26 protein-coding genes are annotated in these 25,243 nt (G+C 61.8%); 12 read left to right on the top strand and 14 right to left on the bottom strand.

The annotated features are described in order from the left end of the window. Positions 1-227 precede the first annotated feature (227 nt). A complete protein-coding gene (locus tag ABX75_RS01650) occupies positions 228-506 on the top strand; it encodes a DUF3509 domain-containing protein (RefSeq protein WP_003172952.1) in 279 nt (92 codons plus the stop codon). A gap of 60 nt (positions 507-566) precedes the next feature. On the opposite strand, the gene ABX75_RS01645 is transcribed toward ABX75_RS01650, so the two are convergent. From ABX75_RS01645 to aroC, 4 genes are all read right to left on the bottom strand, one after another. After that, positions 567-836 (bottom strand): response regulator transcription factor, encoded by a 270-nt coding sequence (locus ABX75_RS01645; RefSeq protein WP_034099331.1) that lies wholly within the window; start codon positions 834-836, stop codon positions 567-569. Positions 837-1,046: 210 nt separating this feature from the next. Next, on the bottom strand, positions 1,047-1,553 hold the full coding sequence (locus tag ABX75_RS01640; RefSeq protein WP_047881345.1) for an acireductone dioxygenase: 507 nt from the start codon (positions 1,551-1,553) through the stop codon (positions 1,047-1,049). Beyond that, the gene (locus ABX75_RS01635; RefSeq protein WP_034099335.1) at positions 1,550-2,707 is read right to left on the bottom strand and encodes an MFS transporter; all 1,158 of its coding nucleotides are present in this window, start codon (positions 2,705-2,707) and stop codon (positions 1,550-1,552) included. The genes ABX75_RS01640 and ABX75_RS01635 overlap by 4 nt, the downstream gene beginning before the upstream one ends. 85 nt (positions 2,708-2,792) lie before the next feature. Then, a complete protein-coding gene (aroC, locus tag ABX75_RS01630) occupies positions 2,793-3,884 on the bottom strand; it encodes a chorismate synthase (RefSeq protein WP_047881344.1) in 1,092 nt (363 codons plus the stop codon). Positions 3,885-4,026: 142 nt separating this feature from the next. On the opposite strand from aroC, the gene ABX75_RS01625 reads away from it, so the two are divergent. Both ABX75_RS01625 and ABX75_RS01620 read left to right on the top strand, forming a co-directional pair. Continuing rightward, positions 4,027-4,989 (top strand): alpha/beta hydrolase, encoded by a 963-nt coding sequence (locus ABX75_RS01625; protein WP_047881343.1) that lies wholly within the window; start codon positions 4,027-4,029, stop codon positions 4,987-4,989. A gap of 99 nt (positions 4,990-5,088) precedes the next feature. Next, positions 5,089-5,895 carry a hypothetical protein gene (locus tag ABX75_RS01620; RefSeq protein ID WP_034099339.1) on the top strand — a complete coding sequence of 269 codons (807 nt, stop codon included), beginning with the start codon at positions 5,089-5,091 and terminating at the stop codon, positions 5,893-5,895. A 64-nt stretch (positions 5,896-5,959) separates the two neighbouring features. Here ABX75_RS01620 and prmB read toward each other — a convergent pair whose 3' ends face one another. Beyond that, entirely contained in the window at positions 5,960-6,868 is a 909-nt protein-coding gene (gene prmB, locus ABX75_RS01615; RefSeq protein ID WP_047881342.1) for a 50S ribosomal protein L3 N(5)-glutamine methyltransferase, read from the bottom strand. Positions 6,869-7,107: 239 nt separating this feature from the next. Between prmB and ABX75_RS01610 the strand changes: the two genes are divergently transcribed. The 3 genes from ABX75_RS01610 (at position 7,108) to ABX75_RS01600 (ending at position 8,787) form a co-directional block, all read left to right on the top strand. Then, positions 7,108-7,698, top strand: a complete 591-nt coding sequence (locus ABX75_RS01610; RefSeq protein ID WP_034099343.1) for a cysteine hydrolase family protein — start codon at positions 7,108-7,110, stop codon at positions 7,696-7,698. 136 nt (positions 7,699-7,834) lie between these two features. Then, positions 7,835-8,155 carry a hypothetical protein gene (locus ABX75_RS01605; RefSeq protein ID WP_034099345.1) on the top strand — a complete coding sequence of 107 codons (321 nt, stop codon included), beginning with the start codon at positions 7,835-7,837 and terminating at the stop codon, positions 8,153-8,155. Positions 8,156-8,229: 74 nt separating this feature from the next. After that, positions 8,230-8,787 (top strand): Smr/MutS family protein, encoded by a 558-nt coding sequence (locus tag ABX75_RS01600; RefSeq protein ID WP_034114655.1) that lies wholly within the window; start codon positions 8,230-8,232, stop codon positions 8,785-8,787. A gap of 57 nt (positions 8,788-8,844) precedes the next feature. Here ABX75_RS01600 and ABX75_RS01595 read toward each other — a convergent pair whose 3' ends face one another. Together ABX75_RS01595 and ABX75_RS01590 are read right to left on the bottom strand one after the other, a co-directional pair. Continuing rightward, positions 8,845-9,030, bottom strand: a complete 186-nt coding sequence (locus ABX75_RS01595) for a hypothetical protein (RefSeq protein WP_040268968.1) — start codon at positions 9,028-9,030, stop codon at positions 8,845-8,847. Then, complete coding sequence (locus ABX75_RS01590; RefSeq protein WP_232925125.1) at positions 9,027-9,671, bottom strand: zeta toxin family protein; 645 nt, start codon at positions 9,669-9,671, stop codon at positions 9,027-9,029. The genes ABX75_RS01595 and ABX75_RS01590 overlap by 4 nt, the downstream gene beginning before the upstream one ends. 265 nt (positions 9,672-9,936) lie before the next feature. On the opposite strand from ABX75_RS01590, the gene folE reads away from it, so the two are divergent. Both folE and ABX75_RS01580 read left to right on the top strand, forming a co-directional pair. Then, on the top strand, positions 9,937-10,482 hold the full coding sequence (folE, locus tag ABX75_RS01585; protein WP_003175229.1) for a GTP cyclohydrolase I FolE: 546 nt from the start codon (positions 9,937-9,939) through the stop codon (positions 10,480-10,482). A gap of 102 nt (positions 10,483-10,584) precedes the next feature. Further along, complete coding sequence (locus ABX75_RS01580) at positions 10,585-10,956, top strand: glutathione S-transferase N-terminal domain-containing protein (protein WP_034114659.1); 372 nt, start codon at positions 10,585-10,587, stop codon at positions 10,954-10,956. A 5-nt stretch (positions 10,957-10,961) separates the two neighbouring features. On the opposite strand, the gene ABX75_RS01575 is transcribed toward ABX75_RS01580, so the two are convergent. From ABX75_RS01575 to ABX75_RS01565, 3 genes are read right to left on the bottom strand one after another with little or no spacing between them, the layout of a single operon-like run. Continuing rightward, complete coding sequence (locus tag ABX75_RS01575) at positions 10,962-11,288, bottom strand: hypothetical protein (RefSeq protein ID WP_034099357.1); 327 nt, start codon at positions 11,286-11,288, stop codon at positions 10,962-10,964. Further along, the gene (locus ABX75_RS01570) at positions 11,285-12,610 is read right to left on the bottom strand and encodes an acyclic terpene utilization AtuA family protein (protein WP_047881341.1); all 1,326 of its coding nucleotides are present in this window, start codon (positions 12,608-12,610) and stop codon (positions 11,285-11,287) included. Before ABX75_RS01570 ends, ABX75_RS01575 begins: the two co-directional genes overlap by 4 nt. A 1-nt stretch (position 12,611) precedes the next feature. Next, the gene (locus ABX75_RS01565) at positions 12,612-13,904 is read right to left on the bottom strand and encodes a CitMHS family transporter (RefSeq protein WP_034099360.1); all 1,293 of its coding nucleotides are present in this window, start codon (positions 13,902-13,904) and stop codon (positions 12,612-12,614) included. 114 nt (positions 13,905-14,018) lie between these two features. On the opposite strand from ABX75_RS01565, the gene ABX75_RS01560 reads away from it, so the two are divergent. Further along, complete coding sequence (locus tag ABX75_RS01560; protein WP_047881340.1) at positions 14,019-14,915, top strand: LysR family transcriptional regulator; 897 nt, start codon at positions 14,019-14,021, stop codon at positions 14,913-14,915. A gap of 9 nt (positions 14,916-14,924) precedes the next feature. Here ABX75_RS01560 and ABX75_RS01555 read toward each other — a convergent pair whose 3' ends face one another. Together ABX75_RS01555 and ABX75_RS01550 are read right to left on the bottom strand one after the other, a co-directional pair. Further along, positions 14,925-15,527: a glutathione S-transferase family protein gene (locus ABX75_RS01555; protein ID WP_034099363.1), complete on the bottom strand. Its 603-nt coding sequence runs from the start codon at positions 15,525-15,527 to the stop codon at positions 14,925-14,927. 10 nt (positions 15,528-15,537) lie between these two features. Continuing rightward, the gene (locus tag ABX75_RS01550) at positions 15,538-16,704 is read right to left on the bottom strand and encodes a PLP-dependent aminotransferase family protein (RefSeq protein WP_047881339.1); all 1,167 of its coding nucleotides are present in this window, start codon (positions 16,702-16,704) and stop codon (positions 15,538-15,540) included. Positions 16,705-16,785: 81 nt separating this feature from the next. Between ABX75_RS01550 and ABX75_RS01545 the strand changes: the two genes are divergently transcribed. From ABX75_RS01545 to ABX75_RS01535, 3 genes are all read left to right on the top strand, one after another. Continuing rightward, positions 16,786-17,220: a MarR family winged helix-turn-helix transcriptional regulator gene (locus ABX75_RS01545; protein WP_047881338.1), complete on the top strand. Its 435-nt coding sequence runs from the start codon at positions 16,786-16,788 to the stop codon at positions 17,218-17,220. Positions 17,221-17,483: 263 nt separating this feature from the next. Next, positions 17,484-18,746: an NCS2 family permease gene (locus ABX75_RS01540; RefSeq protein ID WP_371263967.1), complete on the top strand. Its 1,263-nt coding sequence runs from the start codon at positions 17,484-17,486 to the stop codon at positions 18,744-18,746. Between the two features lie 64 nt (positions 18,747-18,810). Further along, positions 18,811-19,437, top strand: a complete 627-nt coding sequence (locus tag ABX75_RS01535; protein WP_034138799.1) for a LysE family translocator — start codon at positions 18,811-18,813, stop codon at positions 19,435-19,437. Here ABX75_RS01535 and ABX75_RS01530 read toward each other — a convergent pair. Both ABX75_RS01530 and uraH read right to left on the bottom strand, forming a co-directional pair. Then, complete coding sequence (locus ABX75_RS01530) at positions 19,427-24,703, bottom strand: dermonecrotic toxin domain-containing protein (protein WP_047881337.1); 5,277 nt, start codon at positions 24,701-24,703, stop codon at positions 19,427-19,429. The genes ABX75_RS01535 and ABX75_RS01530 overlap by 11 nt on opposite strands. A 155-nt stretch (positions 24,704-24,858) precedes the next feature. Next, complete coding sequence (uraH, locus tag ABX75_RS01525; protein WP_034114675.1) at positions 24,859-25,212, bottom strand: hydroxyisourate hydrolase; 354 nt, start codon at positions 25,210-25,212, stop codon at positions 24,859-24,861. Positions 25,213-25,243: the final 31 nt, after the last annotated feature.

Below are 25,243 nucleotides of genomic sequence, written 5' to 3'. Positions count from 1 at the left end.
GCCGCGCTTAAACAGTCTTTAAACGTAATGAGGCACCAGTGGCACCGCGCCGGGTAACGCAAAATGCAGGATGCATGATGGCCATTCATGCAAATTGCACGAAAACGAAAACTTCTATTTTTTATAAGGCCCTGATTTATAAGGAATTTTTAGTATTCGTTAAGCTGGCACAATCGCTGCACCTATCACTCCATGCTTGCCCACTTGAGCCAATGGAGCTGATAAACATGAGCCTGATCCAAGATAAATTCGCTTCGGTTTTTTCCAACTACGACGTCACCACTCAGCCTCGTCCGGACGGGGGCATCCTGTTGACCTTGCGTAACAGTGAAGGCAAGCAGGTCAAACGCTCGATCTCTTATCAGCAATTGCACACTGCCGACCAACTGACCTGGGTGATCAGCGCCATCCGTCGTGACCTGGCTGAGCAAGCCAGTGAGCTGCCGCAGATCTCCATGCTGCAAAGCCAGAATCGCTTCGCCCTGCCGACCTACCACTCCGCGTAAGTCAGCCGCGCACAAAAAGGGCCGCGACGCCGTTGAGCGTCGCAGCCCTTTTTTATGGGCTTAACACAGGCCCTGGCGCGCGGCTTCGTTCATGGCCTGTACGCGGTTGTTGACCTGCAACTTGCCGTAGATGTTGCGCAAGTGGAACTTCACCGTGGCCTCGGAGGTGCAGCGAATCTGGCTGATCTCCCAGACGGTCTTGCCTTCGGAAGCCCATCGCAGGATTTCCAACTCCGACGGCGTCAGCGGCTTCCCCCATAAGTTAAGGCGTCTTCTGACGGCATTGGGCACGGTATACGACGACTCAAACGACTCCTCTGGGCGATTCATTGCGTCTCTCCTTTTTATTGGCTAATGCCCGATCACCCTTCGGATTCCTCCTATTGACAGGTGACATAAACACTGAGGCCGCAGAAGAGTTACACAACCCATGCACGTCGTGGGCAGGGGTCCGCATAAACAGCAGAGCCCTACAGATAACTAAGCCACTTCCCACAGCAATTTCAAATTTGCCGGGGTTGAAGATCCTATTCGTTGAGGTTAGTCGTCCAAACCCGGGAAGCGTTCGGCGAGGGTATCGCCCGTCAACGCAGGCTTGGTGCCCTCGGCACTGTTGAACAACCGCAGCATGACAAAATGCCCATGCTCGCCCTGATCAAACCAATGCGCCATGCCAGCCGGAATCACCAACAGATCGTTCTTTTCGCAGCGTACGCTGTAGACGTAATCGCCAACATGCAGGCTGAACAGCCCCTGCCCCGCGATAAAGAAGTGGGCGTGGGCTTCGCGGCAACGTTGCTCGGCAAGCGGCGGGCGCGGGTCGATGACCGTGAGCACCTCGACGTTGGCATACCCCAGATCATTGATCGGCGCCTTATACGCCTCCATCATCGCACTATCGGTGGCGCCCTTCTCGATCGCGGCCGGTTGCCAGCGCTCGAAGCGCGCGCCGTGCTCGGCCAGGGTGCTGGCGATATCGTCGAGATGGGTCAGCACCTTGTTCGGCGTATCCGGTGTAGCGACATGGTAGACGGCGACATAACTCATTGAAGGGTTCCTTGGTTCTGCTCGTGCAATCGAAAGCCGATGATAACGGCCGCGGCCAGGGCGGCGACGCTGGCAAGACTAAAGGTGAAGGTCGGGCCCAGCAGGTTCCAGCTGTAGCCGGCATACAGCGCGCCCAAGGCTCCGCCGGTGCCGGACAATGCGGCGTACAGCGCCTGGCCCTGGCCCTGTTGTTTAGCCCCGAAGCTGCGCTGCACAAAGGCAATCGCCGCCGCATGGAAACTGCCGAAGGTAGCCGCATGCAGCACCTGCGCCAGCAGCAGCACCCAAAAGAATTCGGCCAATGTGCCTAACAATACCCAGCGCAGCGCCGCCAGCAGAAAACTCGCCAGCAGCACCCGGCGCAGCGAAAAGCGCGTAAGGATACGGCTCATGCCCAGGAACATCAGCACTTCGGCCACCACCCCCAGCGCCCACAGCAGTCCGATCACGCCCCGGCTGTAACCCAAGTGTTCGAGGTGCAAGGTCAGGAACGTGTAATACGGGCCATGGCTCATCTGCATCAGCGCCACACAGGCGTAGAACGCCAGCACGCCGGGGCTGCGCAGTTGCTTGAGGAATCCGTCCCCGGCCAGGCGATTGCCGTGGTTGGCCGGCTGTGCATTCGGCACCCACAGGCTGGCACCGATGATGCCGGCCATGATCACCACAACCACCACCGGGTAGATGTCCAGGCTTAGCCAGTCGAACAGGCGGCCCATGATGACCACGGTAAGAATGAAACCGATGGAGCCCCAAAGGCGGATCTGGCTGTAGCGCGAGGTGTGTTTTTGCAGATGGGCCAGGGTGATCACTTCAAACTGCGGCAGCACTGCGTGCCAGAAGAACGCATGCAGCGCCATCACCAGCGCCAGCCAGGCATAGGTGTGGCTGACGAAAATCAGCGAGAAGCTCAGCAACGTGCACACCGCGCCAAAACGCACGATGGCCAGGCGGCGGCCGGTGTAATCCCCCAGCCAGCCCCACAGGTTCGGGGCCACGCAGCGCATCAACATGGGGATGGCCACCAACTCGCCGATGCGCGCGCTGGAGAACCCCAGGTGATCGAAGTACAGCGCCAGGAACGGCGCAGTGGCGCCCAGCAGGGCGAAGTAGAACAGGTAGAAGCTGGAAAGGCGCCAGTACGGGATCAGCATGGTGTGGGGGGCTGCTTCGCAGCCCGGCGCGAGCAAGCTCGCTCACCACAACAATTTCGCTTACCACAGCCAATATTGCGGACGGTCACAGCTGGCCCAGTACCGGGGTCGTCACCTGCACGTCGGCGTTCTGCCCGCGATTGCGCAGCAGGTGGTCCATCAGCACGATGGCCATCATCGCTTCGGCGATCGGCGTGGCGCGGATGCCGACGCAGGGGTCATGACGGCCTTTGGTGATCACGTCCACCGGGTTGCCGTGCACGTCGATCGAACGGCCCGGGGTGGTGATGCTGGAGGTGGCCTTGAGGGCCAGGTGCGCGACGATGGGCTGACCAGACGAAATACCCCCGAGAATGCCGCCCGCGTTATTGCTGAGAAAGCCTTGGGGCGTCAGCTCATCGCGATGCTCGGTGCCGCGCTGGGCGACACAGGCGAAACCGGCGCCGATTTCCACGCCTTTGACCGCGTTGATGCTCATCAGCGCGTGGGCCAGTTCAGCGTCTAGGCGGTCGAAAATCGGCTCGCCCAAGCCCGGCTTGACGCCTTCGGCGACCACGGTGATCTTGGCGCCGACCGAATCCTGGTCACGGCGCAGTTGGTCCATATACGCCTCCAGTTCCGGGACTTTGTCCGGGTCAGGGCAGAAGAATGCGTTGTCTTCCACGCTGTCCCAGGACTTGAACGGGATTTCAATCGGGCCCAACTGGCTCATGTAGCCACGGATCAGAATGCCCTGGGTCGCCAGGTATTTCTTGGCAATGGCCCCGGCGGCCACGCGCATCGCGGTTTCCCGGGCCGAGCTGCGGCCGCCGCCACGGTAGTCGCGCTCACCATATTTGTGGTGGTAGGTGTAGTCGGCGTGGGCCGGGCGGAACAGGTCTTTGATCGCCGAGTAGTCCTTGGACTTCTGGTCGGTATTGCGAATCAGCAGGCCGATGGCGCAGCCAGTGGTGCGACCTTCGAACACGCCGGAGAGGATCTCGACTTCATCGGGTTCCTGGCGCTGGGTGGTGTGGCGGCTGGTGCCGGGTTTGCGGCGGTCGAGGTCACGCTGCAGGTCGTCCAGGGTCAACTCAAGGCCGGGCGGACAGCCGTCGACAATGGCGACCAACGCCGGGCCATGGCTTTCGCCCGCGGTGGTGACAGTGAACAGCTTGCCGAAGGTATTGCCGGACATGCAGGGCGCTCCGTGAAATCAGTTGTAATCACTCAGGGGTGATAACCAAGCGCGCCAGTATACGCGGGCACACCGACTAGTTCATCCTCGAAACCTTACCGGTCGGCATGGGTCCAACCGGCACTTCCCTGATGATGGCGCGATGATGCTGCGAGTTTTGCTGTTCACCCTCACCCTCTTGACCACCCTGGCCCACGCCGCGTCCCCTGTTGTCCTACAACGGCCCATCAGCCTCGACACCGGCAGTGGCAAGCTATTCGGCTCGTTGTTGCTGCCGCCGTCCGACAGCCCCGTGCCAGTGGTATTGATCATCGCCGGTTCCGGCCCCACCGACCGCAACGGCAACAGCGCCGACGGCGCGCGCAACGACAGCCTCAAGCGCTTGGCCTGGGTGTTGGCCCGGCACAATATCGCCAGCGTGCGCTACGACAAGCGCGGCGTGGCCGCCAGCCTGGCCGCTACCCCGGACGAACGCAACCTGACCCTGGATGCCTACGTCGCCGACGCGGTGGCGTGGGGCAACCTGCTCAAGGCCGATAAGCGCATGGGCCCATTGATCGTACTGGGCCATAGTGAAGGTGCACTGGTGGCCGCGCTGGCCGCGCCGCAGTTGCAGCCTGCCGGGGTGATTTCCCTGTCCGGCAGCGCGCGCCCGGTGGATCAAGTGATCCGCCAGCAACTGGCCGATCACCTGCCCCCTGCCCTGTTGTTACGCAGCAATGAAATCCTCGATCACCTCAAGGCCGGTCAGGTGGACGCCGATGTGCCTGGCCCGCTGCAAGGCATTTTCCGACCCAGTGTGCAGCCGTATCTGATCAGCCTATTCCGCGCCGATCCATCGGCCGCGTTCGCCAAGCTGAACATGCCGGCGCTGATTATCCAGGGCACCCACGATATCCAAGTGGGCGTGGGCGATGCACGGCAACTCAAGCAAGCCAAGCCCGACGCGCAACTGGTGGTGATCGACGGCATGAATCATGTGATGCGCATCGTGCCCAAGGAAGTGAAACAGCAACTGGCGTCCTACAACGACCCGCAATTGCCCCTTGCCGCTGAATTGGGCAAGCGCATCGTGAGCTTTATCGACGGACTTCAACCCCGTTAAGCAACAAATGGCCTCCAGTCCTGGCAAATCCGGCCGATAAGCCCAGGGTCGACAGTAAAAAGACCGTCGACTCGCAGGGCCTGGACAGGATCGCACCGCATGACAACCACAGAAGCACTACCCGAACCGACCGCCGACACCTCGGCCGCAACACCCGAGGCCGCCGACACGGCGCCTTTGCCATGGGCGGACGTTCAAGCCGAACATTTCAAGATGCTGCGCCTGGCTCCCCTGGCCACCGACCGCGCTACCGGTGCGCGGCCATTGCGGTTTGTGCAGTTCGGCTATGCCGAGCGCAACGACAAACACCACAGCTTGTTGCGCATGGTCATCCAATTGCCCGGTCAGCGCGTGCGCCGCGAGCAGAACCATTTGGATGTGTGGGTCGACCACGATAAACATCGCGTGCATTTTGGCCCCGGCAACAGCCTGGAAATCGAGCCGCCCAACCGTGGCATCGGTCGATTCCTGGTGGCCCAGGCCGCGGCTTGGGCGAAAAAGCACTGGTCCCATTACCGCGTCGATGGCGTCGACCTGTCCAACAAGGACGCCCTCAACGAATCGACGCGCCTGCGCCGCGATCACTTTTTGCGCATCCAGGGTTTCGATGTGGCTTACGCCGATGTGCAGCACCTCAAAGGCAACGTACAGCCCGGTAAGGTCAGCGCGGTGCTGGACAGTTGGAACACCGAGAAGGTGCAGTTCGTGGAAATCCTCGAAGCCGCACAAATGCTGCAGCAGGCCGAGCAGAATCTGCTGGAACAGGAAGTGAAGCTGCGAAAGGAAGAAGAAAAGGTCACCAAGTTCAAGCGCGAAGACAGCGGCTTGCGCTTTACGATTACCTGCCTGGTGGCGTTTACAGTGTTTCAGGCGGGGTTGTTGATCTGGATTGCGACGCACCGATAGCCGTTTGAAAGGCGATCGATGTGGGAGGAGGCCCCCTCCCACATCTTTAACGGTGGTCCCGCCGTTACACCTTGGCCGCAAACACCGCTTGATGGGCGCGGCACTGTTCGGCGGTCAACATAAACACACCGTGCCCGCCACGCTGGAACTCCAGCCAGGCGAAATCCACCTCCGGGTACAACGTTTCGACGTGAACCTGGCTGTTACCGACCTCGACAATCAACAGGCCTTTCTCCGTAAGGTGGTCCGCCGCCTCGGCCAACATGCGTCGCACCAGGTTCAGGCCGTCGTCGCCACAGGCCAGGCCCAACTCCGGTTCGTGCTGGTACTCGTCCGGCATGTCGGCAAAATCCTCGGCGTCCACATACGGCGGGTTGGAGACGATCAGGTCGAACCGCTGGCCCGGCAGGCCGTCGAAGCCGTCGCCCTGCACGGTGTACACGCGCTCGTCGACGCCATGACGCTCGATGTTCTGGTTGGCCACTTCCAGGGCTTCAAAGGACAGATCCCCCAACACCACTTCGGCGTCCTGGAATTCGTAAGCGCAGGCGATGCCGATGCACCCGGAGCCGGTGCACAGGTCGAGAATGCGCGCCGGCGGTTGGGCCAGCCAGGGTTCAAAGCGGTTTTCGATCAGTTCGCCAATCGGTGAGCGAGGGATCAGCACGCGTTCATCGACGATAAACGACATGCCGCAGAACCACGCCTCCCCCAGCAGGTAAGCGGTGGGCACGCGTTCATGAATGCGACGATGCAGCAGGCGCTGTACGTGGGAGATTTCCTCTTCTTCGAGGTTGCAGTCCAGGTAGCTGTCGGCCATTTCCCAAGGCAGGTGCAAGGCGCCGAGTACCAACTGGCGGGCTTCGTCCCAGGCATTGTCGGTGCCATGCCCGAAAAACAGGTCTTCCCCATGGAAACGGCTGACAGCCCAACGGATATGGTCGCGCAAGGTGCGCAGGCGGGAAGTGATCACGGGGCAGACTCCTGGAAAAAACGACTGGCGATTCTAACAGCCTTCGCCTGTACCGACGATGTACGAAAAACCTGGCGCCGTACGTCGGTTTTCATCCAAATTGCCAGTATTGCGCCCCACACGCCCACCTCTTGACATCGCTGCACGCCAGCAACGGCGTACCTTACGATCGTAGCGATTCACAGAAGCGCTCAGCCAGTGGACAATGTCGCAAACGCCCCCCTCACAGGAGCCCCAGAATGTCCGTTCCAAAGACGATGTTTCAACTCAGCGGTCGTGGTTACGCAGCTGCCAATCTCAGCCATGCGACCCTTGTGATCATCGACGCCCAGAAGGAATACCTCAGCGGCCCGCTCGCCCTCTCGGGCATGGACGCGGCCGTGGCCAATATCAAGCAATTGGTCGCCGCGGCGCGGGAAGCCGGGCGCCCTATCGTGCATGTACGTCACCTGGGTACCGTCGGCGGCCTGTTCGACCCACAAGGTGAGCGCGGTGAATTCATCCCCGGCCTGGAACCCAGCGCTGACGAAACCATTATTGGCAAGCTGCTGCCCAGCGCGTTCCACGGCACCGAACTGCTCGACTGCCTGCAGAACCTGGGTTCCCTGGATCTGATCGTCTGCGGGTTCATGAGCCACTCCAGCGTCAGCACCACTGTGCGCGCCGCCAAGAACCTGGGCTTTCGCTGCACCCTGGTGGAAGACGCCTGCGCCACCCGCGACCTGCCGTACAAAGGCGGCGTGCTGAGCGCCGAGCAGGTGCAGCAAACCGAAATGGCCATCATGGCCGACAACTTCGCCACCCTCGCTTTGACCAAAGATCTGATCTGATCGCCGCCGGGATGAGCGGCGGGTTTATTGCCCCGCTCATCCGCTAAGCCCTTTCATTTGGCGCAATTACCCCTGCCCCCGGAACAAGCCGGGTATCTTCCGGTCGAAGGGCCGATACCCTGGAGGAAAGGTCGGGATGAAGATATCCGATGGTTTTGACGCTCGTCGCTTGCGCCCCAAGGGCCCGAGCAATTGGCGTCTGCGCTTGGTGGCCGGCATTGCCGCGCTGCTGGCGATTGTAGGTGTGCTGTTGGCGGGCGCCGGTGGCGCTGGTCTGTTTGGCCATTCGCCGGCCCTGGGCGAACTGAATGCCAGCCCGGGCGGTTCTGCCTTGCTGTTGGGCATTGGCCTGCTGGTGCTGTGGTTGGGTGTGTGGTTGTGGCGCCGCAGCCGACGCCGCATGCGGCAGCCGCTGTCGTTGAACATTGCCTCACACCTGATGAAGAAGCACGACTAGTGGCGCTTGGATAGCGTTTCCTGCGCCCGGCCGCCGCGATTTAGGTAAACTGCCCGCCCTTCGCGGAGGCTGACATGCAAGACGACGATTTTTCCCTGTTCAAAAACGAGCTGCGCGGCGTCAAGCCGATCAAGCATGACCGTGCCGACACCGGTAAACCCAAGACCGATCGCGCGCAGATCGCCAAACTGCGTCAGGCCGCGACCGTGCGCACCGACGCCACCACCGTGGATGGCCTGTCGGACCAGTTCGTCATCGACGTCGGCCCCGAAGACGAGCTGATGTGGGCCCGCGACGGCGTGCAGGAAAGCCAGATGCGCAAGCTCAAGGCCGGCCAGATCCCTTTCGAAGGCAGCCTCGACCTGCACGGCATGACCGTGGAAAAAGCCCGGGAAACCTTATGGGCCTTTCTCGCCGAAGCCACCAAGTTCGAAATCCGCTGCGTGCGCGTTACCCATGGCAAAGCCGTGCGGCTCGACGGCAAGCGGCCAATGATCAAGAGCCACGTCAATACCTGGCTGCGTCAGCACACACAAGTACTCGGCTTCACCTCCTGCCAGGCCCGCCACGGCGGCGCGGGGGCGGTGTATGTGATGCTCAAGCGGACCATGATGGAAGGGCGTGACGAGTAGGTAATTCAACAAAAAGCCCAGCGGATTAGCTGGGCTTTAAAGGAGCCTCTCAGAGGTTCAACTGTCGAAAAGCTCTCTTGCTTTCTTCTCCCTCGCCTGCAAGATCATTTCTTTTTGCAGAGTTATCGCAGCATTGGCGACACAACGGTATACCGCACGCCTTTCCTCCACCGAACCACTTCGAAAAAAATCCGACATCGTGGTTGAAGACGTCCCTATGACTTCTGTGACTTCACCTTTCATAAGGCTACTCCGGTCAAAATTTGCTCAAGTTGGTCTGGATGGTAGGGCTGCCTGACCAGTTCGTCAATTTCCTCGGCCGATAGATCGATGCCAATTTCCGCCTCGCCTCCATCGGTATCTTTAATAAGAACATCGACTTGCAGATGTCCCAGAAACTCTCGCTTCAATCCGCACACTGTCGTCTTTGAGGCATAAAATTGACGGATGAACTCCTTACACGGAATGTTTCGACCTTCTACCGCCTCCCGTGCCAGCACAAACTCCCAGGCAAGCTCAGGTTTTTGATAAACATAAATGATTTGTGCAGACCTGTTTTCCTTATCCAGCGCGCGCTGAATGTTCTTACGAGCCACTGCGAAATTCGCCAACGTCCCGTCCAACAAGAAGGATTGGTTCTGCTGATAAACCAAGTCTATGGTCCGTTCGACCATCAAAGTTACGCCACGTTGAAACAGGCTGGAGTTCGCTCCGTTGTATTCAGGAAAATAAACCCGAAAATCATCGGGGTCTATTCGCAATGCGCTAGTCCCGCCATCCTCCATTAGGCGAATAAAGGATTTAGAGACTTCTGTCTTCCCCGCCCCCGGAGAGCCGGCCATAAATACCGACACTGGGCAGCGTTCACCCGGATATTTAGTCAAGCAGGCCAACTCACGCGCGATACGCGTGCGATTTGCCTTGGCAAGATCAGCGCACGCTCGGAAACACTGCGATCCTGCAAGGTCATCAGATCCTCCCTCTGAACGGAGGTCGACTCTAGCACTGACATCGCCCAGGAATACAACTGTCCGCGTACCTAGGCTACTATGTGCGCCACATTAACTGCTGCCGCTGCATACGGCGCAGCGCTCCATCTTGGTACAGGCATACACCGTACCGTCCTGAAACCCATACGGAAACAGTCCTGTGACATTGGAACAGAATTACACCGCGATCCTCGGCCAACTCGGCGAGGACGTTTCCCGCGAGGGCCTGCTCGACACGCCCAAGCGTGCCGCCAAGGCGATGCAATACCTTTGCCGCGGTTATGAACAGACGCTCGAAGAAGTCACCAATGGTGCCTTGTTCAGTTCCGACAACAGCGAAATGGTGCTGGTCAAGGACATCGAGTTGTACTCGCTGTGCGAACACCACCTGCTGCCGTTCATCGGCAAGGCCCATGTGGCCTATATCCCGAGCGGCAAGGTGTTGGGCCTGTCCAAAGTGGCGCGGATCGTCGATATGTATGCGCGTCGTCTGCAGATCCAGGAAAACCTCAGCCGCCAGATTGCCGATGCCGTGCTGCAGGTGACCGGCGCACTGGGCGTGGCGGTGGTGATCGAGGCCAAGCACATGTGCATGATGATGCGCGGCGTGGAGAAGCAGAATTCGTCGATGATCACTTCGGTGATGCTCGGTGAATTCCGCGAAAACGCAGCCACCCGCAGCGAATTTCTCAGCCTGATCAAGTAAGCGGCTGCGTAGGAAAAGACCGGCGTTCATCGCCGGTTTTTTTTCGCCTGCACAAATCAGGTAAGCTGCGGCCCCTTCTGTGTTGGGCAAGAGGTTTCAGCCATGTTCGTCAAAGCACTTCGAGTGGGCCTCGGCCACGTCATCATCGCGGGCGATTTACTGACCCGTCCCCGTAAAAAGCAGCGCCCCGCCGAGCAACAGGCACAGGTCAACGAAGCGGCCAAGGGCCTGACCCTGTATCAGTTCCACGCCTGCCCGTTCTGCGTGAAGACCCGCCGCACTCTGCATCGCCTGAATGTGCCGGTAGCGCTGAAGGACGCGAAGAACAATGAGCAGGACCGTCAGACCCTGCTGGAGCAAGGCGGCAAGATCAAGGTGCCGTGCCTGCGCATCGAAGAAAACGGCCAGACCACCTGGATGTACGACTCCAAGGTGATCATCGATTACCTGGATAAACGCTTCGCCGCCGTCTGACAGACTTATCGCCCTTTTGCCGGGGTGAGCTCCAGATCCAGCAGCGCCGAGCCTAGACACTTGCCATGGGCATCCAGGGCCAGCGAGCGGGTTACGCCGCCGCGCAGTATCCCCGGCAGCACGAAGTTCAGCGCGTGCACATGGGGCAGTTCATAGCGCCGCACCGGTGCCGCGCCCGGGCCGAGCAACCCGGCGAAAAACTCGGCGACCCGTTCGGCGGTGAGCTGTTCGCACAGCCTTGGGTAATCCTCGGCGCGGTAAGCAATGATCGAGATATTCGACGTATCGCCCTTATCGCCAGTACGGGAATGGGCCAGTGTGTGCAGTTTCATGCCTGAATCCTCGGGTTGACCGCATCACGGGGCAGCAGCAACGACGCTACCGCCACCACCTGGCGTAGGCTTTTGCTGGCACCGCCGCCGCCGGACGGGCCGTTGGTGTACAGGGTTTCCACCTCGTTGCCGATGCGCACCGCGTCGCTACGCTCTTCACAGCGGGCGGCGACGCGCAGGCGCACTTCCCAGGGCTCCACGCTATTGCGCGGACCGTGCAGCGAGTCGATACCGATCAGTTCGGCGCGTACGTCCTGCATCTTCACTCCCATCAATTCAAGACGCTTGAGCACCACATCCCGCGCCAACTGCGCCCGTGCGACAGCGCCGGGGCCGCCGTAGGACATCTGCCCTTCCCCGATCCAGCCATCCAGATAGCCCACGCTGACCTTCAACTGCGACGGGCGCCCACGGCCATCGGCGCCTTGGGCCCGAACGCGATCCACACCCTCGTCGACAAAGCTCACCTGGGAAAAGTCCGCGGTCACGTCGGGGGTGAGATAGGCCGCCGGGTCATGCACCTCATAGATCAATTGCTCGGTGCAAGTGGCGCGGCTGACCCGCCCACCGGAACCCGCAACCTTGGTGATCACCGCGCTGCCCTCGGCATCGATCTCGGCCAAAGGGAAGCCGAGCCGCGCCAAATCCTCCACGTCCTTGAACCCCGGATCGGCGAAATAGCCGCCGCTGACCTGTCCTGCACATTCGAGCAAGTGCCCCACCAGGGTGCCCCGGCCCAGGCGCGGCCAATCGTCCGCGGCCCAGCCGAATTCAAACATCTGCGGCGCAAGGAACAACGACGGGTCGGCCACGCGCCCGGTGATCACCACATCGGCCTCGGCGCGCAGGGCCTCAAGGATGCCGTCGACGCCCAGATAGGCGTTCGCCGAGATCACTCGCGCCCCGAGTGAGGCAAGGGTTTGGCCGTTGTCCAGCACCTGCTCGGGGCGTAGCAGCGGCAATACGTCATCGCCGACCACCGCCACGACCTTGAGGTCCAGGCCCAGTTCATCGGCGATGCACCGTACGTGTTCGGCCGCCGACAGCGGGTTGGCCGCGCCCATATTGGTGATCACCCGCAAACGCCGGCGCCCCGGCTGCGCGCCGACAAACGGCAGCACACGGCGCATGCGCTCGCCCAGCAGCGGGTCGTAGCCACCCTTGGGATCGCTGATGCGCGCTTGTTGGGCCAGGGCGATGGTGCGTTCGGCCAGGCATTCGAAAACCAGGTAATCCAAGTCGCCGTGCTCGGCCAATTCCACGGCCGGTTCGATGCGGTCGCCGGAATAGCCGGCGCCGGAACCGATGCGCAAGGTGTTCATGTCAGATCACTCCCAAAAGCAACGCGGTCAGGGTCATCAACACTGACGCGGCAAACAGAAACGGAATGGTGAAGCGCTGGTGATCGGCCAGTTCGATCTTGCACAGGCCCACCAATAGGAAGGTCGCCGGGGTCAGCGGGCTGACCGGGAAACCGGTGGTGTGCACGCCCAGCAGCGAGGCCTGGGCCACTTGCAGGGGGTCCACGCCGAGGGCCTTGCCGACTTCGGCGATCACCGGCATCACGCCGAAATAGTAGGAATCGGGGTCGAACAGCATGCTCAGGGGCATGGATATAAAGCCCACCACCGCCGGGATTAGCTTGCCGTGGCCCGCCGGAATCTGCGCCACCGCCACTTCGGCGATGGCCTTGAGCATGCCGGTGCCCTGCATGATGCCGGTGAACACCCCGGCGGCGAGCAGGATACTGGCCATGGTCAAGGCGGTTTTCGCATGGGCGTCGATGCGCGCACGCTGGGCGTCCACGTTCGGGTAATTGATGCACAGCGCCACGACGGTGCCGAGCATGAACATCACCACCGGGTCGACCCAACCGGCAATCATCACCACCATCACCAGCACGGTCAGGATCAGGTTGAGCCAGAACAGCCGTGGGCGCCGCAGCTTGAGGTCGTCCTCGCTGAGTACGCGTTGCGGCACGGCGTCTACCGTAGAACCGGCGCCCAGGCCCAGACGTTTTTCTTCGCGCCGGCCCAGCCACCAGGCGCAGGCGAACACAAAGATCAGCCCCACGATCTGCACGGGAATCAGCGGTTGGAACAGGTCCGCCACCGGCACATGCAGCGCGGCCGAAGAGCGCAGTACCGGGCCGGTCCACGGCAAAAAGTTGACCCCGGCGGCCATGGCGCACACACACGCGAGGATGCGTTTGTCGATGCCCAGCCGCGTGTAGAGCGGCAACATCGCCGGCACCGTCACCAGGAAGGTCACCGCACCGGAGCCGTCCAGGTGCACCAGCAGCGCCAGGGTCGCGGTGCCGACGACAATCCGTGTAGGGCGCGTGCCCACCGTGCGCAGGATGCGGTCAATGATGGGGTCGAGCATGCCTGCGTCGGTCATGATCCCGAAAAACAGGATGGCAAACACAAACATCCCCACAACAGGCGCGACGTTCTTGATTCCGGTGATGATGAAGGCACTGGTTTGCAGGCCGAACCCGCCGAGCAGCGCGGCGATGATCGGCAAGGCGATCAGGGCCACCAGTGGCGAGAGGCGTTTGCTCATGACGGCAATGAGCAGGCACAGGATGGTAATGACACCCAGGGTAGCGAGCATGGGGACTCCAGAGCGGCCTTTGCTGGCCGGTTATTGTTTTCCACGGAGTATTGGAAGCGCGGTAGTCTTTGTAAATTGGAATATTCAGCCCGGCATGTTCGGAAAAACAAAACGATGAAAAATTCGATCCAGCATATCCAAGCGTTTCTCACCGTCGCGCGCACCGGCAGCTTTACCAAGGCCGCCAGCGAATTGAACCTCTCGCCGTCGGCGCTCACTGTGCAAGTGCAGCAATTGGAAGAGTGGCTGGGCATCGCCCTGCTCGACCGCAGCCCGCGCCACGTCAGCCTCACCCCAGCCGGCCAGGAAGCGCACGGCCCTATGGAAAAACTGCTGCTGGACCTGGATAACATTGTCACCGGCTCGCGCGACCTCGCCGCGTTGCGCCGGGGCGTGGTCACCATTGCCGCCCTGCCCTCGGTGTGCGCCGGTAGCCTGCCCCCGGCACTGCGTCTGTTCCGCGAACGCTTTGCCGGGATCGATGTGCGCCTGCACGACGTGGTGGCCCATCGCATTCATGCCCAGGTGCGCGCCGGCGACGTGGACTTTGGCATCGGCGTGCGGGCGCGCTTAAGCCATGGCCTGGATTTCGTGCCGGTGCTCAATGACCGCCTGTGTGCGTTTGTGCCGCTGGCTCATCCCTTCGCGGCTTTGCCACGCTTGTCCCTGGAGCAACTGGCGGACCAGCCGATCATCCTCACCGGCCGCGACAGCAGTGTGCGCGAGCAGGTGGACGCGCTGTTCGACCAGACGCGGCTGAGCATGACGGCCGGCATGGAGGCTAACTACATGTCGACGGTGCTGGCCTTGGTGCGTCAAGGGTTGGGGATCAGTGTGTTGCCGGAATCGGCGGCGGACAGTTTGGAGGGGTTACAGCGGATCGCCATCGATCATCCCGGGGTAAGCCGGGAGATCGGCCTGATCAGTCGCAGCGGCACAACGCTGAGCCCGGCGGCGCAGCGCTGTTTCGACCTGCTGAGCGATGAGTTATCTGACACTTCATCGAACTGAATGGAGTGATCAGTCCAGCATCGCCACATGCTTGGGATGACTGGCTACCCGTGCCAGCCAGGCCTGCACCGCCGGGTACGGCGCCAGATCGAAGCCGCCTTCGTGGGCCACATGGGTGTAGGCATACAGCGCGATATCGGCAATCGAATACTGCTCGCCCACCAGATATGGCGTGGCTTGCAGTTGGCGTTCCATCACCCGCAGCGCCTTGTAGCCGCCCTTATGGGTGGTTTTGTATTCCTCCAAGCGATCTTCCGGCATGTTCAGGTAGTACTGGATAAACCGCGCCACGGCGATGTAAGGCTCGTGGCTGTACTGCTCGAAGAACTGCCATTGCAGCACCTGGGTGCGCAAGCGCGGCTCGGTGGGCAGAAACTCACTGCCGTCGGCGAGGAAGTTGAGGATCGCGTTGGATTCCCACAGGCAGGTGCCGTCTTCCAGTTCCAGCACCGGGATTTTGCCGTTGGGGTTCTTGGCCAGGAATTCGGCGGTCTGGGTGTCGCCGTTGAGGATGTCGACATTCACCCATTCATACGGGATACCCAGCAGGTTGAGCATCAGTTTGACTTTGTAGCAGTTGCCCGAGCGGTAATCGCCATAAACCTTGTACATGGGGTTCCCCTTATGCCGCTTGCGCGTGCTGTGCTTGACGGATCACGGCGGCCAGACGCATCAGACCTTCGTCCAGGCGGGACGGGTCGATATGGCTGAAATTGAGCCGCAGTGAGCCCAGGTGCTGGTCCGGCTCGGAAAAGAACGGTTCGCCGGGCATAAAGGCGACGTTCTGAGCGAGCGCGGGCGCCAACAAAGTGCGGGTATCGAGCGGCTGTTTCAAGGTCAGCCAGAAGAATAATCCGCCCTGGGGCACCTGCCAGTCAGCGAGTTCGCTGAAATGCCGTTCCAGTGCGGCCTGAAACCCATCGCGGCGCTCGCGGTAAAAACGGCGCAGTTCAGCCAGGTGCTGCTGATAATTCGGCGTGCCGATCCACTGCATCGCCTGCCACTGGCCCACGCGATTGGTGTGCAGATCCGCCGATTGCTTAAGCTTGAGCAGGTGCGGGAACAGGTCGGGGCTGGCAATCAGGTAACCGACGCGCAGGCCCGGCAGCAGGGTTTTGGACACGGTGCCGGTGTAGATCCAACTGGCCTTGTGCAGGCGGCTGACGATGGGCCGCGCGCTGGCGCCGTCGAAGGTCAGTTCGCGGTAGGGTTCGTCTTCGATCAGGGTCACGCCGAATTCGTCGAGCAACGCGGCGACAGCATCGCGCTTGGCCTCGCTATAGCGCACCGCCGACGGGTTCTGGAAGGTGGGGATCAAGTAGATGAACGCCGGGCGATGACGCTCGAGCTTGGCGCGCAACGCAGCCAGGTCGGGGCCGTCGTCCTCCAGGGGCACAGTGAGGCAATCGGCGCCGAACAGCTGGAAGATCTGCAACGCGGCCAGGTAGGTCGGGCCTTCGAGCAGGATGGGCGTGCCTTGATCGATATACAGCTTGGCCGCCAGGTCCAGGGTCTGCTGGGACCCGCTGACCACCAGCACCTGGCTGGCCTGGCACGGCACGCCCAGGGAGCGCGCCTCGGCCGCCAGCAATTCCCGCAACTGCGGCTCGCCTTCGCTCATGCCGTATTGGCCGATGTTCAATGGCATGTCATCCCAGTTCAACGCCGGCAGCATGCTTTCGGCCGGCAGCCCGCCGGCGAACGACATCACTTCCGGGCGCTGCGCCGCGGCGAGGATTTCACGGATCAAGGAGCTTTTAAGGCGCGTAACACGTTCGGAGAAGGCCATAAGGTCACCGCTGGCGAAGACTGTGGGAAATACGTCAAACTGGTTGACCGAAATTACGACAGCTCACCTGGATACGTCAACATGATTGACCTTAAAAACCCAAACAGCCAGCAGCAAGCCATGGAAGCATTTTTCTTCGGCTACCAGGCGTTCACCGCCAAGGCCGATGAAATGCTCGAACGTCGCGGCCTGAGCCGGGTCCATCAGCGCATTGTGTTTTTTATCGCCCGCTACCCGGCCCTGAGCGTGACGCAGTTGCTGGCATTGCTGGGGGTGAGCAAGCAGGCGCTGAACATGCCGTTGCGCCAATTGCAGGAGATGCACTTGGTGAACAGCGTGGCGTCGCAGACCGATAAGCGCAAACGCTTGCTGGAGCTCAGCGAAGAAGGTCGGCGGTTCGAACAATCCCTGCGCCGCGAGCAGGTGAAGTTGCTGCAGCGCGCCTTCAGTGAAGCCGGTGAAGAGGCGGTGAAAGGCTGGCTGGCGGTGAATATGGCGCTGAGCGCGAAAAACTAGAGGTTTGCCTTTCATCCCTTTCGCACACAAAATGGAAAACATTATTTGCTTTCTTTGTATACAAAAGCATAATTCGCTTCGTGCGAGTTCCTGACCTACTAGTCAACAAAACCCGCCGGTAACCTCACAGCGCCCTGCGCTGGCCATAACAATAAAATGCTTGAGGAGTACTCGCTGTGGATAGCCGCAAATCCGAAGCCCCTACGCTGGACCTGTCACCCTCCTCCCAAGGCGGTTGGCTGGAACGCCTGTTCAAACTGCGCATGCATGGCACCACAGTGAAGACCGAGCTGATCGCCGGCCTCACCACCTTTATCACCATGGCCTACATCATTTTCGTTAACCCCAACATCATGGCCGATGCCGGCATCGATCACGGTGCGGCCTTTGTCGCCACCTGCATCGCCGCCGCCCTCGGTTGCCTGCTGATGGGCCTGTACGCCAACTGGCCGGTGGGCCTGGCGCCGGGCATGGGCCTGAATGCGTTTTTCACCTACACCGTGGTCGGCACCATGGGCTATCACTGGGAAACCGCCCTGGGTGCGGTGTTTATCTCCGGGGTGCTGTTTATGCTACTGACGCTGTCGCGCATCCGCGAGTGGCTGCTCAACAGCATCCCGGTCAGCCTGCGGCATGCCATGGGCGCCGGTGTCGGTCTGTTTCTTGGGGTGATCGGCCTGAAAACCGCCGGCATCATCGTCGACAGCCCGGCCACCCTGATCAAGCTCGGGTCGCTGCACGAGCCGGCACCGCTGCTGGCGGCGGTGTGCTTTTTGCTGATTGCGATCCTCAGCTACCACCGCGTGTTCGGCGCGATTCTGATCAGCATCATTGCCGTGACCCTGGCCGGCTGGGGCCTGGGCCTGGTGCATTACAACGGCATCCTGTCCACCCCGCCGAGCCTGGCGCCGACCTGGATGGCGATGGACGTCAAAGGCGTATTCAACGTCAGCATGATCAGCGTGGTGTTCGCCTTTCTGTTTGTGCACATGTTCGACACCGCGGGCACCTTGATGGGCGTCGCGCAACGGGCCGGGCTGGTGAATGCCGACGGCAAGATCGATAACCTGTCCCGCGCCCTCAAGGCCGACAGCGCCTCCAGCGTGTTTGGGGCCATGGTCGGTGTGCCGCCGGTGACCAGTTACGTGGAAAGCGCTGCCGGCGTGGCCGCCGGTGGGCGCACCGGATTGACCGCCGTGACCGTGGGCGTGCTGTTTGTGGCGGCGATGTTTTTTGCGCCACTGGCCGGCATGATTCCGGCCTACGCCACGGCCGGCGCGCTGATCTATGTCGCGATGCTGATGATGGCAAGCATGGCCCATATCAACTGGGACGAAGCCACCGACAGCATCCCGGCGATTGTCACGGCGATCATGATGCCGCTGACGTTTTCTGTGGCTGACGGCATCGCCCTGGGTTTTATCACGTATGTGGCACTCAAGGCCGGCACCGGCAAATACCGTGAGATATCCATCAGCCTGTGGGTGCTGTGCGCGATTTTCATCGCCAAATTCGTTTTCCTGTGACCCAGGCAAACGGCGATAACCGCCTCACCTTCGGGTGGGGCTTTTGCATGAAGGGAGGAATGTAATGAGCGTGGAAACCTGGCTGCTGTTCAGCGGCGCTGCCTTGATCGTGATCCTGATTCCAGGCCCGCTGTCACTGCTGATGATCAGCAACAGCCTCAACTACGGCCTGCGCCGCTCGTATCCGGCGTTTCTGGGCGGGGTGTTCGCCTCGATCTGCCTGCTCAGTGCCTCGGCGCTGGGTCTGGGGGCGCTGCTGCTGGCGTCCGAGCAATTGTTCAGCGCATTGAAAATCGTCGGCGCGCTGTACCTGTTCTACCTGGCCTGGCAAAGCTGGCAGCAATCGCGCCTGCCGTCCCAAGGCGCGGTGGTGCCGGACGCGGTGCCGGTGCCGCGTTTTCGCGCGTTGTTCGGGCGAGCCTTTGTGCTGGGCGCCAGCAACCCCAAGGACATCCTGTTTTTCGCCGCCTTCCTGCCGCAGTTTCTTAGCAGCCAGCAGGCGTTCCTGCCGCAATTGCTGATCATGATCGCCACCTGGACCGTGCTCGACTTGCTCTGCAAGCTGGCCTACGGCCTCGGCGCCCATGGCGCGGCGCGCTACCTGCGCACCGGCAAGGGCCAGAGCTGGTTCAACCGCTTCAGCGCCGGGCTGTTTGGCGGTGCCGGCGCGGTCTCCCTGCTCAAGGGCTAGTAAGCTGAGGCTTGATGAAATACACGGTGGGGGGAAGGTTGCCTTTGACCGGCCACTGAATGCCCCCCACCATCGTCACCAAGCGCTCGCTGCCCATTGCATCGTTGACCAGACGATGCGCCTCTGACGTCGGATGAAGGGTCAGCTGTTTGGCGACCGATTCCTTCGACAACCTGGGAACGGCTGCAACGCTGCCTGATTCAAGCCATTGGGTCGACAGGTAATACACGTTGTCGGAGCGCTCATGGGTACACACCCACACGAAATGCTCCCGCCCGCCATGGGTTTTCTTCATCGACCTGAGCACAAAGCCTTGTGCCTCCAACACTTGTCTGATTGCGGCCTGCTGCGCCTGGCCTCGCTCCCGCAAGAGCACATCCTTTGCCTGCTTCTTCTGCAACACACCGAGCGACGCGGAAACAGGCGCCTTGAGTGACGCCGCCAAGGGGGTGGGCGGCTGGAAATCCACGCGCGAGAAGCCAGGCGCCTTGCCTTCGAACCCAATGAAAAAGGCGTGTTTGCCCGAGGGTTCGGCCGGGCGTAGGAGTTTGAACAGGTCGTCGGTCTGGCCCCCGGCCGCAATCCAGCCGTCCAGGGTTGCGCGCACGTTCAACAGGTGCGTGGCCGACGCCGTGCGGCCGGTGTCCGCCAGTTCGATCAAGCGCTGGCCGGCGAAACGTCGGCTGGCCAGGGTCATGCCGGGAAACACCTGGGCCACGGATTGCTCCAGCGGGCGGTCGAACAACGGGCGATGTAGTTGCCAACGCTTTTCGGCGTTCAGGGTCGCCGGAATCGGTTGCTCGTGGAGCTGGCTGTTGAGCCAACGCTCGATATCGTCGACAGCCCGAGAGAAAAGTGGGTTGTCTTTCGTCAGGAAAATAATCTGGTCGAGGGGCGCGTTGCTGCCCTGGGGCAGCAACCGGTAGTAGTGGCCGTCGATCCTGACTACGTAGTAGTTACGCTCCTGCAACGACGGTGAAGAAGAAACCGACCTGAACGGCAGATGGGGCAACGCGACTTCAGGCTGCATCGGCACCAGAAACACCCCATGCCCGGACGGCGCTTCCGGCAACTGCGCAACGATATTGGCATGCCAATCGCGCCACTCCACCTGAGAGCCCGGCGATTGACGCACGGCGGTTTCGGTAGCGCCGCGCGCAGGTGGCGACCAGGCGACCGGCGTGTCAGACCGCCATGGACTGAGCACCCCAGAGCTGGGGCCGGCCACCGGAGCGTCCGCACCCAGCAGCCATTCACCGGGCGCGTGAATCGTCAGGATCAGTTCATCCTGGCCCGGCGCGTCCTGGTTTTTCAGGCGCAAAAACTGCTCGTCGCCGCGTCGGTAAACCGGGTAACGGTCCTCGCCTACCACCATGAATGGCTCACCGTGTTTGACGTACAGGCCTTTTTCGCCGGGCCCACTGAGCGGCACGGCGTCGGCAGGCACGCCCGGTTTCTTGAATCGCTCCAGCAGTTTGAGCTGACCAGCGGGAGAAGCCGACCGGCCCAGCCGAGGCACCCGGCCAACCTCGACGAGCGTGGTGCGATGCAGGCGGTTCAGACCTATCCCCATGGAGCGTAGCGGTACGCCCTTGCGCGCTTTTGGCCCAGGCATAACGCTCAGTATCAGATCCACCAGCAGGAATACCGCGCCAAATGCCACATCCACCGCATCCCGTGGGTCACCGCTATGGTGATAACGCCGTGCCGCCAACAACACCTCGTAGAGCTGGTTCACCAAGCCGAACCAGGGCACGAAAAGCGACAGCAATGCCCGGTCGCGGCGGTCTTTTTCCGCTTGCAAGCGTTGGGTGCGGTACTTTTCCAGGGTTTTACCGGAGTGGCTGCCAGCCTGGGCTTGACGGTGCAGTTCAAGCACCCGCGCCTGGTACAACAGGGCCTGGGCATCGCACTGGGAGGTGGGCACCAATGCCAACCAGTTCAAGGGATCGCTGGAGATCTGCTCAAGGGTCTGCGCTTCGGCTTCCGCGGCCAGCGCCGTCGGCTCCTGATGCTTGACACTGAACGAGCGCACAAACTCGGCGCCGCGCCAGAGCCCTTGCAACATGACGTACCCCGGCAACAGATACACCGCCTGGAACTGCGGCGGCTGCGCGCAGGCTTCGTCAGGCGTGTGCGCGATGGCTTCGAATGCCCAGCCGGGTGCGATGTGCCGCGCCAAGGCTTTGGTATTAGGCGGTACTGCGCCAATGCGATTCAGATATTCCCGCGCCAGTTGCAGGCTGCTGTGCTCACTGATGGCATTGCCATCCGGCGCAGCGGGCCAGTAAACCACGCAGCCTTGGGACAGCAGGTCGTGAATCACCACGATGCCGGCAATGTAGCGATCGTGCTGCAACGTGTGGCCCACCAGATGCACCACATACAGTTGCAGGTGATAGCCCTGCTGGCGCAGGTCGTTCGGCGTGCGCGCCGCCATGGCCAGGCTGAACAGGCGCTGAGCGCTGGGCGTCAGCCCCTGTTGAGTCGCCGAATACAGGTGCGCGTCAGCGCCTGTGACCAGCGCGCGCCTGAGCAAGGTGGGCACGCGCCCCTCAGTCAAGCGCCGTGGCGCCTCGTCGCGCGGGTAAAACACTCCATTGATCAGCGCCTCATACTGACCGCCGATATCCAGCGAGGAGACCATGGCGATCAGGTAGGGCGGACTCAGCAGCCCCTTCCATTCGGGCTTCAGGTACTGCGCATATTTAAATCGCCACCAAGTGGGCAACATCTGGGGATCGAGGTTATGCAGCGCCAGTTGCAGCAAAGTGAACTGAGTGCGCCCGGTGCTGGGAGTGAGGATTTCCTTGCGATCGCCCACACTGCAGGTGGCATCTGCACTACAGAAACGACCGTCGACATGGTCTGGCATTTCGATAAACGGCGTGTCGATGTCCACCGCCGGAGGGAGGCCGTCCTCGCGTAAACGGGCAATCAGTACGCGGCGGGCGAAGCTGGGTAAATCCGGCAGACGTTGTTCCAGACGTGCCTGCAGGGCAAAAGTGCTGCTCAGGTAGTGGCCTTGCAGGCGTCTGAATCGGTCGAGCTGCGCGGCCGACGCCTCTTTCAGCCACGCCGGCAGTGTGGGCTGCGCGCCCATCGCCTGGCGCACCACATCAACATGGGCCCGCGCCCGACCCCGCGCTGCGCTGGCCGGCGCCGTTAGGTGCTTTGCCAGCTCTTGGGCCAGCAACAGACCGCTCAGGTGCACATCGCTGACTTCACTGAATACCGGGGGAGTGCGCCCGATCCCTCGGTACACGCGCATATAGCCCTTGAGCAGTTGCTTGAGCGCGAACAGCAGCGGGTCGCCGTCGATGGGGGCATAGCTCACGGCCAGAGTCTGCCCGGCCACCGCTGCCCGCACCGCACCACGGTGCTGGCGATCGACGTACTGCCACATCAGTGAAGCGTCACGGCCGGCGAAACTGGCCTTGACCCCCTCGGTCAGCGCGTCGAGACGAGCAAAGCTCGCCACCCCACCCTCCTGTCCGAACGCGCACAACAGCACCGGCGCACGTCGCTGCGGATCGTCGAGGGCCGCCGCCTCGGTCACCACAAACAGACTATGCAGCGGCTCGCCGCCCACTCGCACCGACAGCACCCGGGCTTGGCTGCCCTCACGCTGACGGGTCAGCGGAGCGTCCAGCACCTCAAGCAGCAGATCGCGATGGGGCGTGCGCAGCAAGCGCAGTCGACGCTGCAACTGAACCTCGTCACGCAGCAGCTCGCGCCAGACAGCGATAAAGCATGCCACCCGCCGGGCCGTACCGTCGGCGCGCGCGGCCCAGAACGCCACGTCGAACAGTTTCAATTGAGCATCGTGCAGCAGCGTGCGCAGGCCGTTAGCGTGACTGTTGAGTTGGTTTTCCAGCGTGACTGATTCCTGCCAGGCCGGGGTGTCCTGGCCGGGGTCGTGGGGGTCCAGCAGCGCAGTCAGGCCCTTCTCATAACGCTTGACCTGCTGCTGCACGGTGTTCAACGCCAGGCCCGGCGCCGTGCTGGCGAAATTGATTTCCTGACGGCGACGCTGCTGGTCCCAGTCCAACAGCTCGCGGCGGATTGGCCCCAGGCGCGACTTGCCGATGCTGTGACGCCGACCCCGCTCGATCTGGGCGAGAAACCGCGCCTTATCGGTCACAGCCGGCCGCCGCGCAGCGGAAAACACCTGCGCAAGGTTGATCGACACGGCACAGGCCAACTCGTTTTCCCATTGCCCGTCGCGAATCGCCAGGGCGCTGAGAGCCAAGGCATCGCCATGCAGCGCCGAGCCGCGAGCCGCTGTCAACGCCATGCCGGGTTGACACAGCTCGTGTCGACGTCGCAACGGCAGGCATTGCCACAGGTCGTCAAATAACGTGCTGCGGATCAGCGCGACCAGGCCGCACTGCAACTGAGCAAAGGACGGATACTCGTAAAAGGGGCGATTCAGCCCCGGCAGATACATTACATGGGGCATGCCCACCGGGTCGCCTTGCCGGTAGAGATGCAACGCACTGGGGATGGGCATCAGTCGCGGCCCCACTCCCGGCCACATCAATTGGCAGGCCTGTACGCTGGCCCACTGCTGCCCCGCACGTTGGCGGGCTTCGGCGGTCGGTGCGTCCACCAGGGCCTGGACCATGACCGCACCAGCGCTGGACAGCTCGTCCAATTGCCGCGCCACCAGCGCCCGGTCGGCGAACAATTGCCTGTGGAGTTCCACCCAGCGCTCCTCGCGGGTCTGCCAGGAACCCGTGGCAAGGGTCTGCCAGTACTCGGTCTGAGCGGTGTTGAGGCGCTCGAACAACTTGAGTGCGACAACTCGCTGCAGTGCTTCCAGCGCTGTGAACGGCAAACGGCGCGTCGGCTCGTCCTTGAGGCTGAGGGCGGTGAATTGATTGATATTGAGCGGCACCGACGGCAGCACGAGCAACTGCAGGGCGCGGTCGGTCAAGCACTCCACCTTGCTCGCGGTGGCCGGCGGCAAGGGTTCGGTGAACAGCAACGTATCCGGGTCCAGATCGAAGGCCTGGCGCAGGGCGGCGCGAATCACTCGCAGCACCTTGGGCGCGCGCGCAATCAGGCCTGACACGCGGCGTGCCGCGTCGGCGCAGCGCAGATCGGCCGTCGCCAGCTGGTTGATCAGACGGCTGGGATGGGGGCTGCTGTTGATCCGCTGGGTCAGCTGGGCGCGCAGGGCCTGGCGCGCTTCGTGGGCGGCGCGGGCCGGGTCGTCCGCCTCGGCAGGCAACGCGGTAGGGTCGTCGTTAAGTGAGGTCACGGCGGTATCTTCGTCGAGGAAAACACCTAGCCTAGGCAGGGCCAAGCTCGCGCAGGCGCTAGATAATTGAACGCCGCCCGAGCAAAAAAAAGCCCGCAGTGTGAGCGGGCGAAAAACCAACGAAGAGCTTTGGGGGTGTGAAGCGCGGGGACGACTCAGCTACCGCGATAAGTGGAGTAGCTGTAAGGCGAAATCAGTAAGGGCACATGGTAGTGATCCTGTTCGGCGCTGATGCCGAAGCGCAGCACCACCACGTCCAGAAAGGCCGGCTCCGGCAGTTGTACGCCGCGGGCGCGGTAGTAGTCACCGGCGCTGAACTGCACCTGGTAGACGCCGCTGCGATAGTCGTCGCCTTGCAGCAATGGCGTGTCGCAACGACCGTCGCTGTTGGTCACAGCGCTGGCCACCAGTTCCAGCTGCGTGCCTTCGACGCGGTACAGTTCAACCTTGATTGCGCTGCCGGGGCAGCCGTGGGCCGCGTCGAGTACGTGTGTGGTCAGTCGTCCCATGGATCGGGGCTCCGTTCAGTCGAGTGAGAAA

This window comes from Pseudomonas sp. ARP3 (assembly GCF_001029595.1).
In the GTDB taxonomy this organism is placed as follows: Bacteria; Pseudomonadota; Gammaproteobacteria; order Pseudomonadales; family Pseudomonadaceae; genus Aquipseudomonas; species Aquipseudomonas rhodesiae.
The sequence above is the reverse complement of the archived record's forward strand: the minus strand, read 5'-3'. Positions and strand labels throughout refer to the sequence as shown.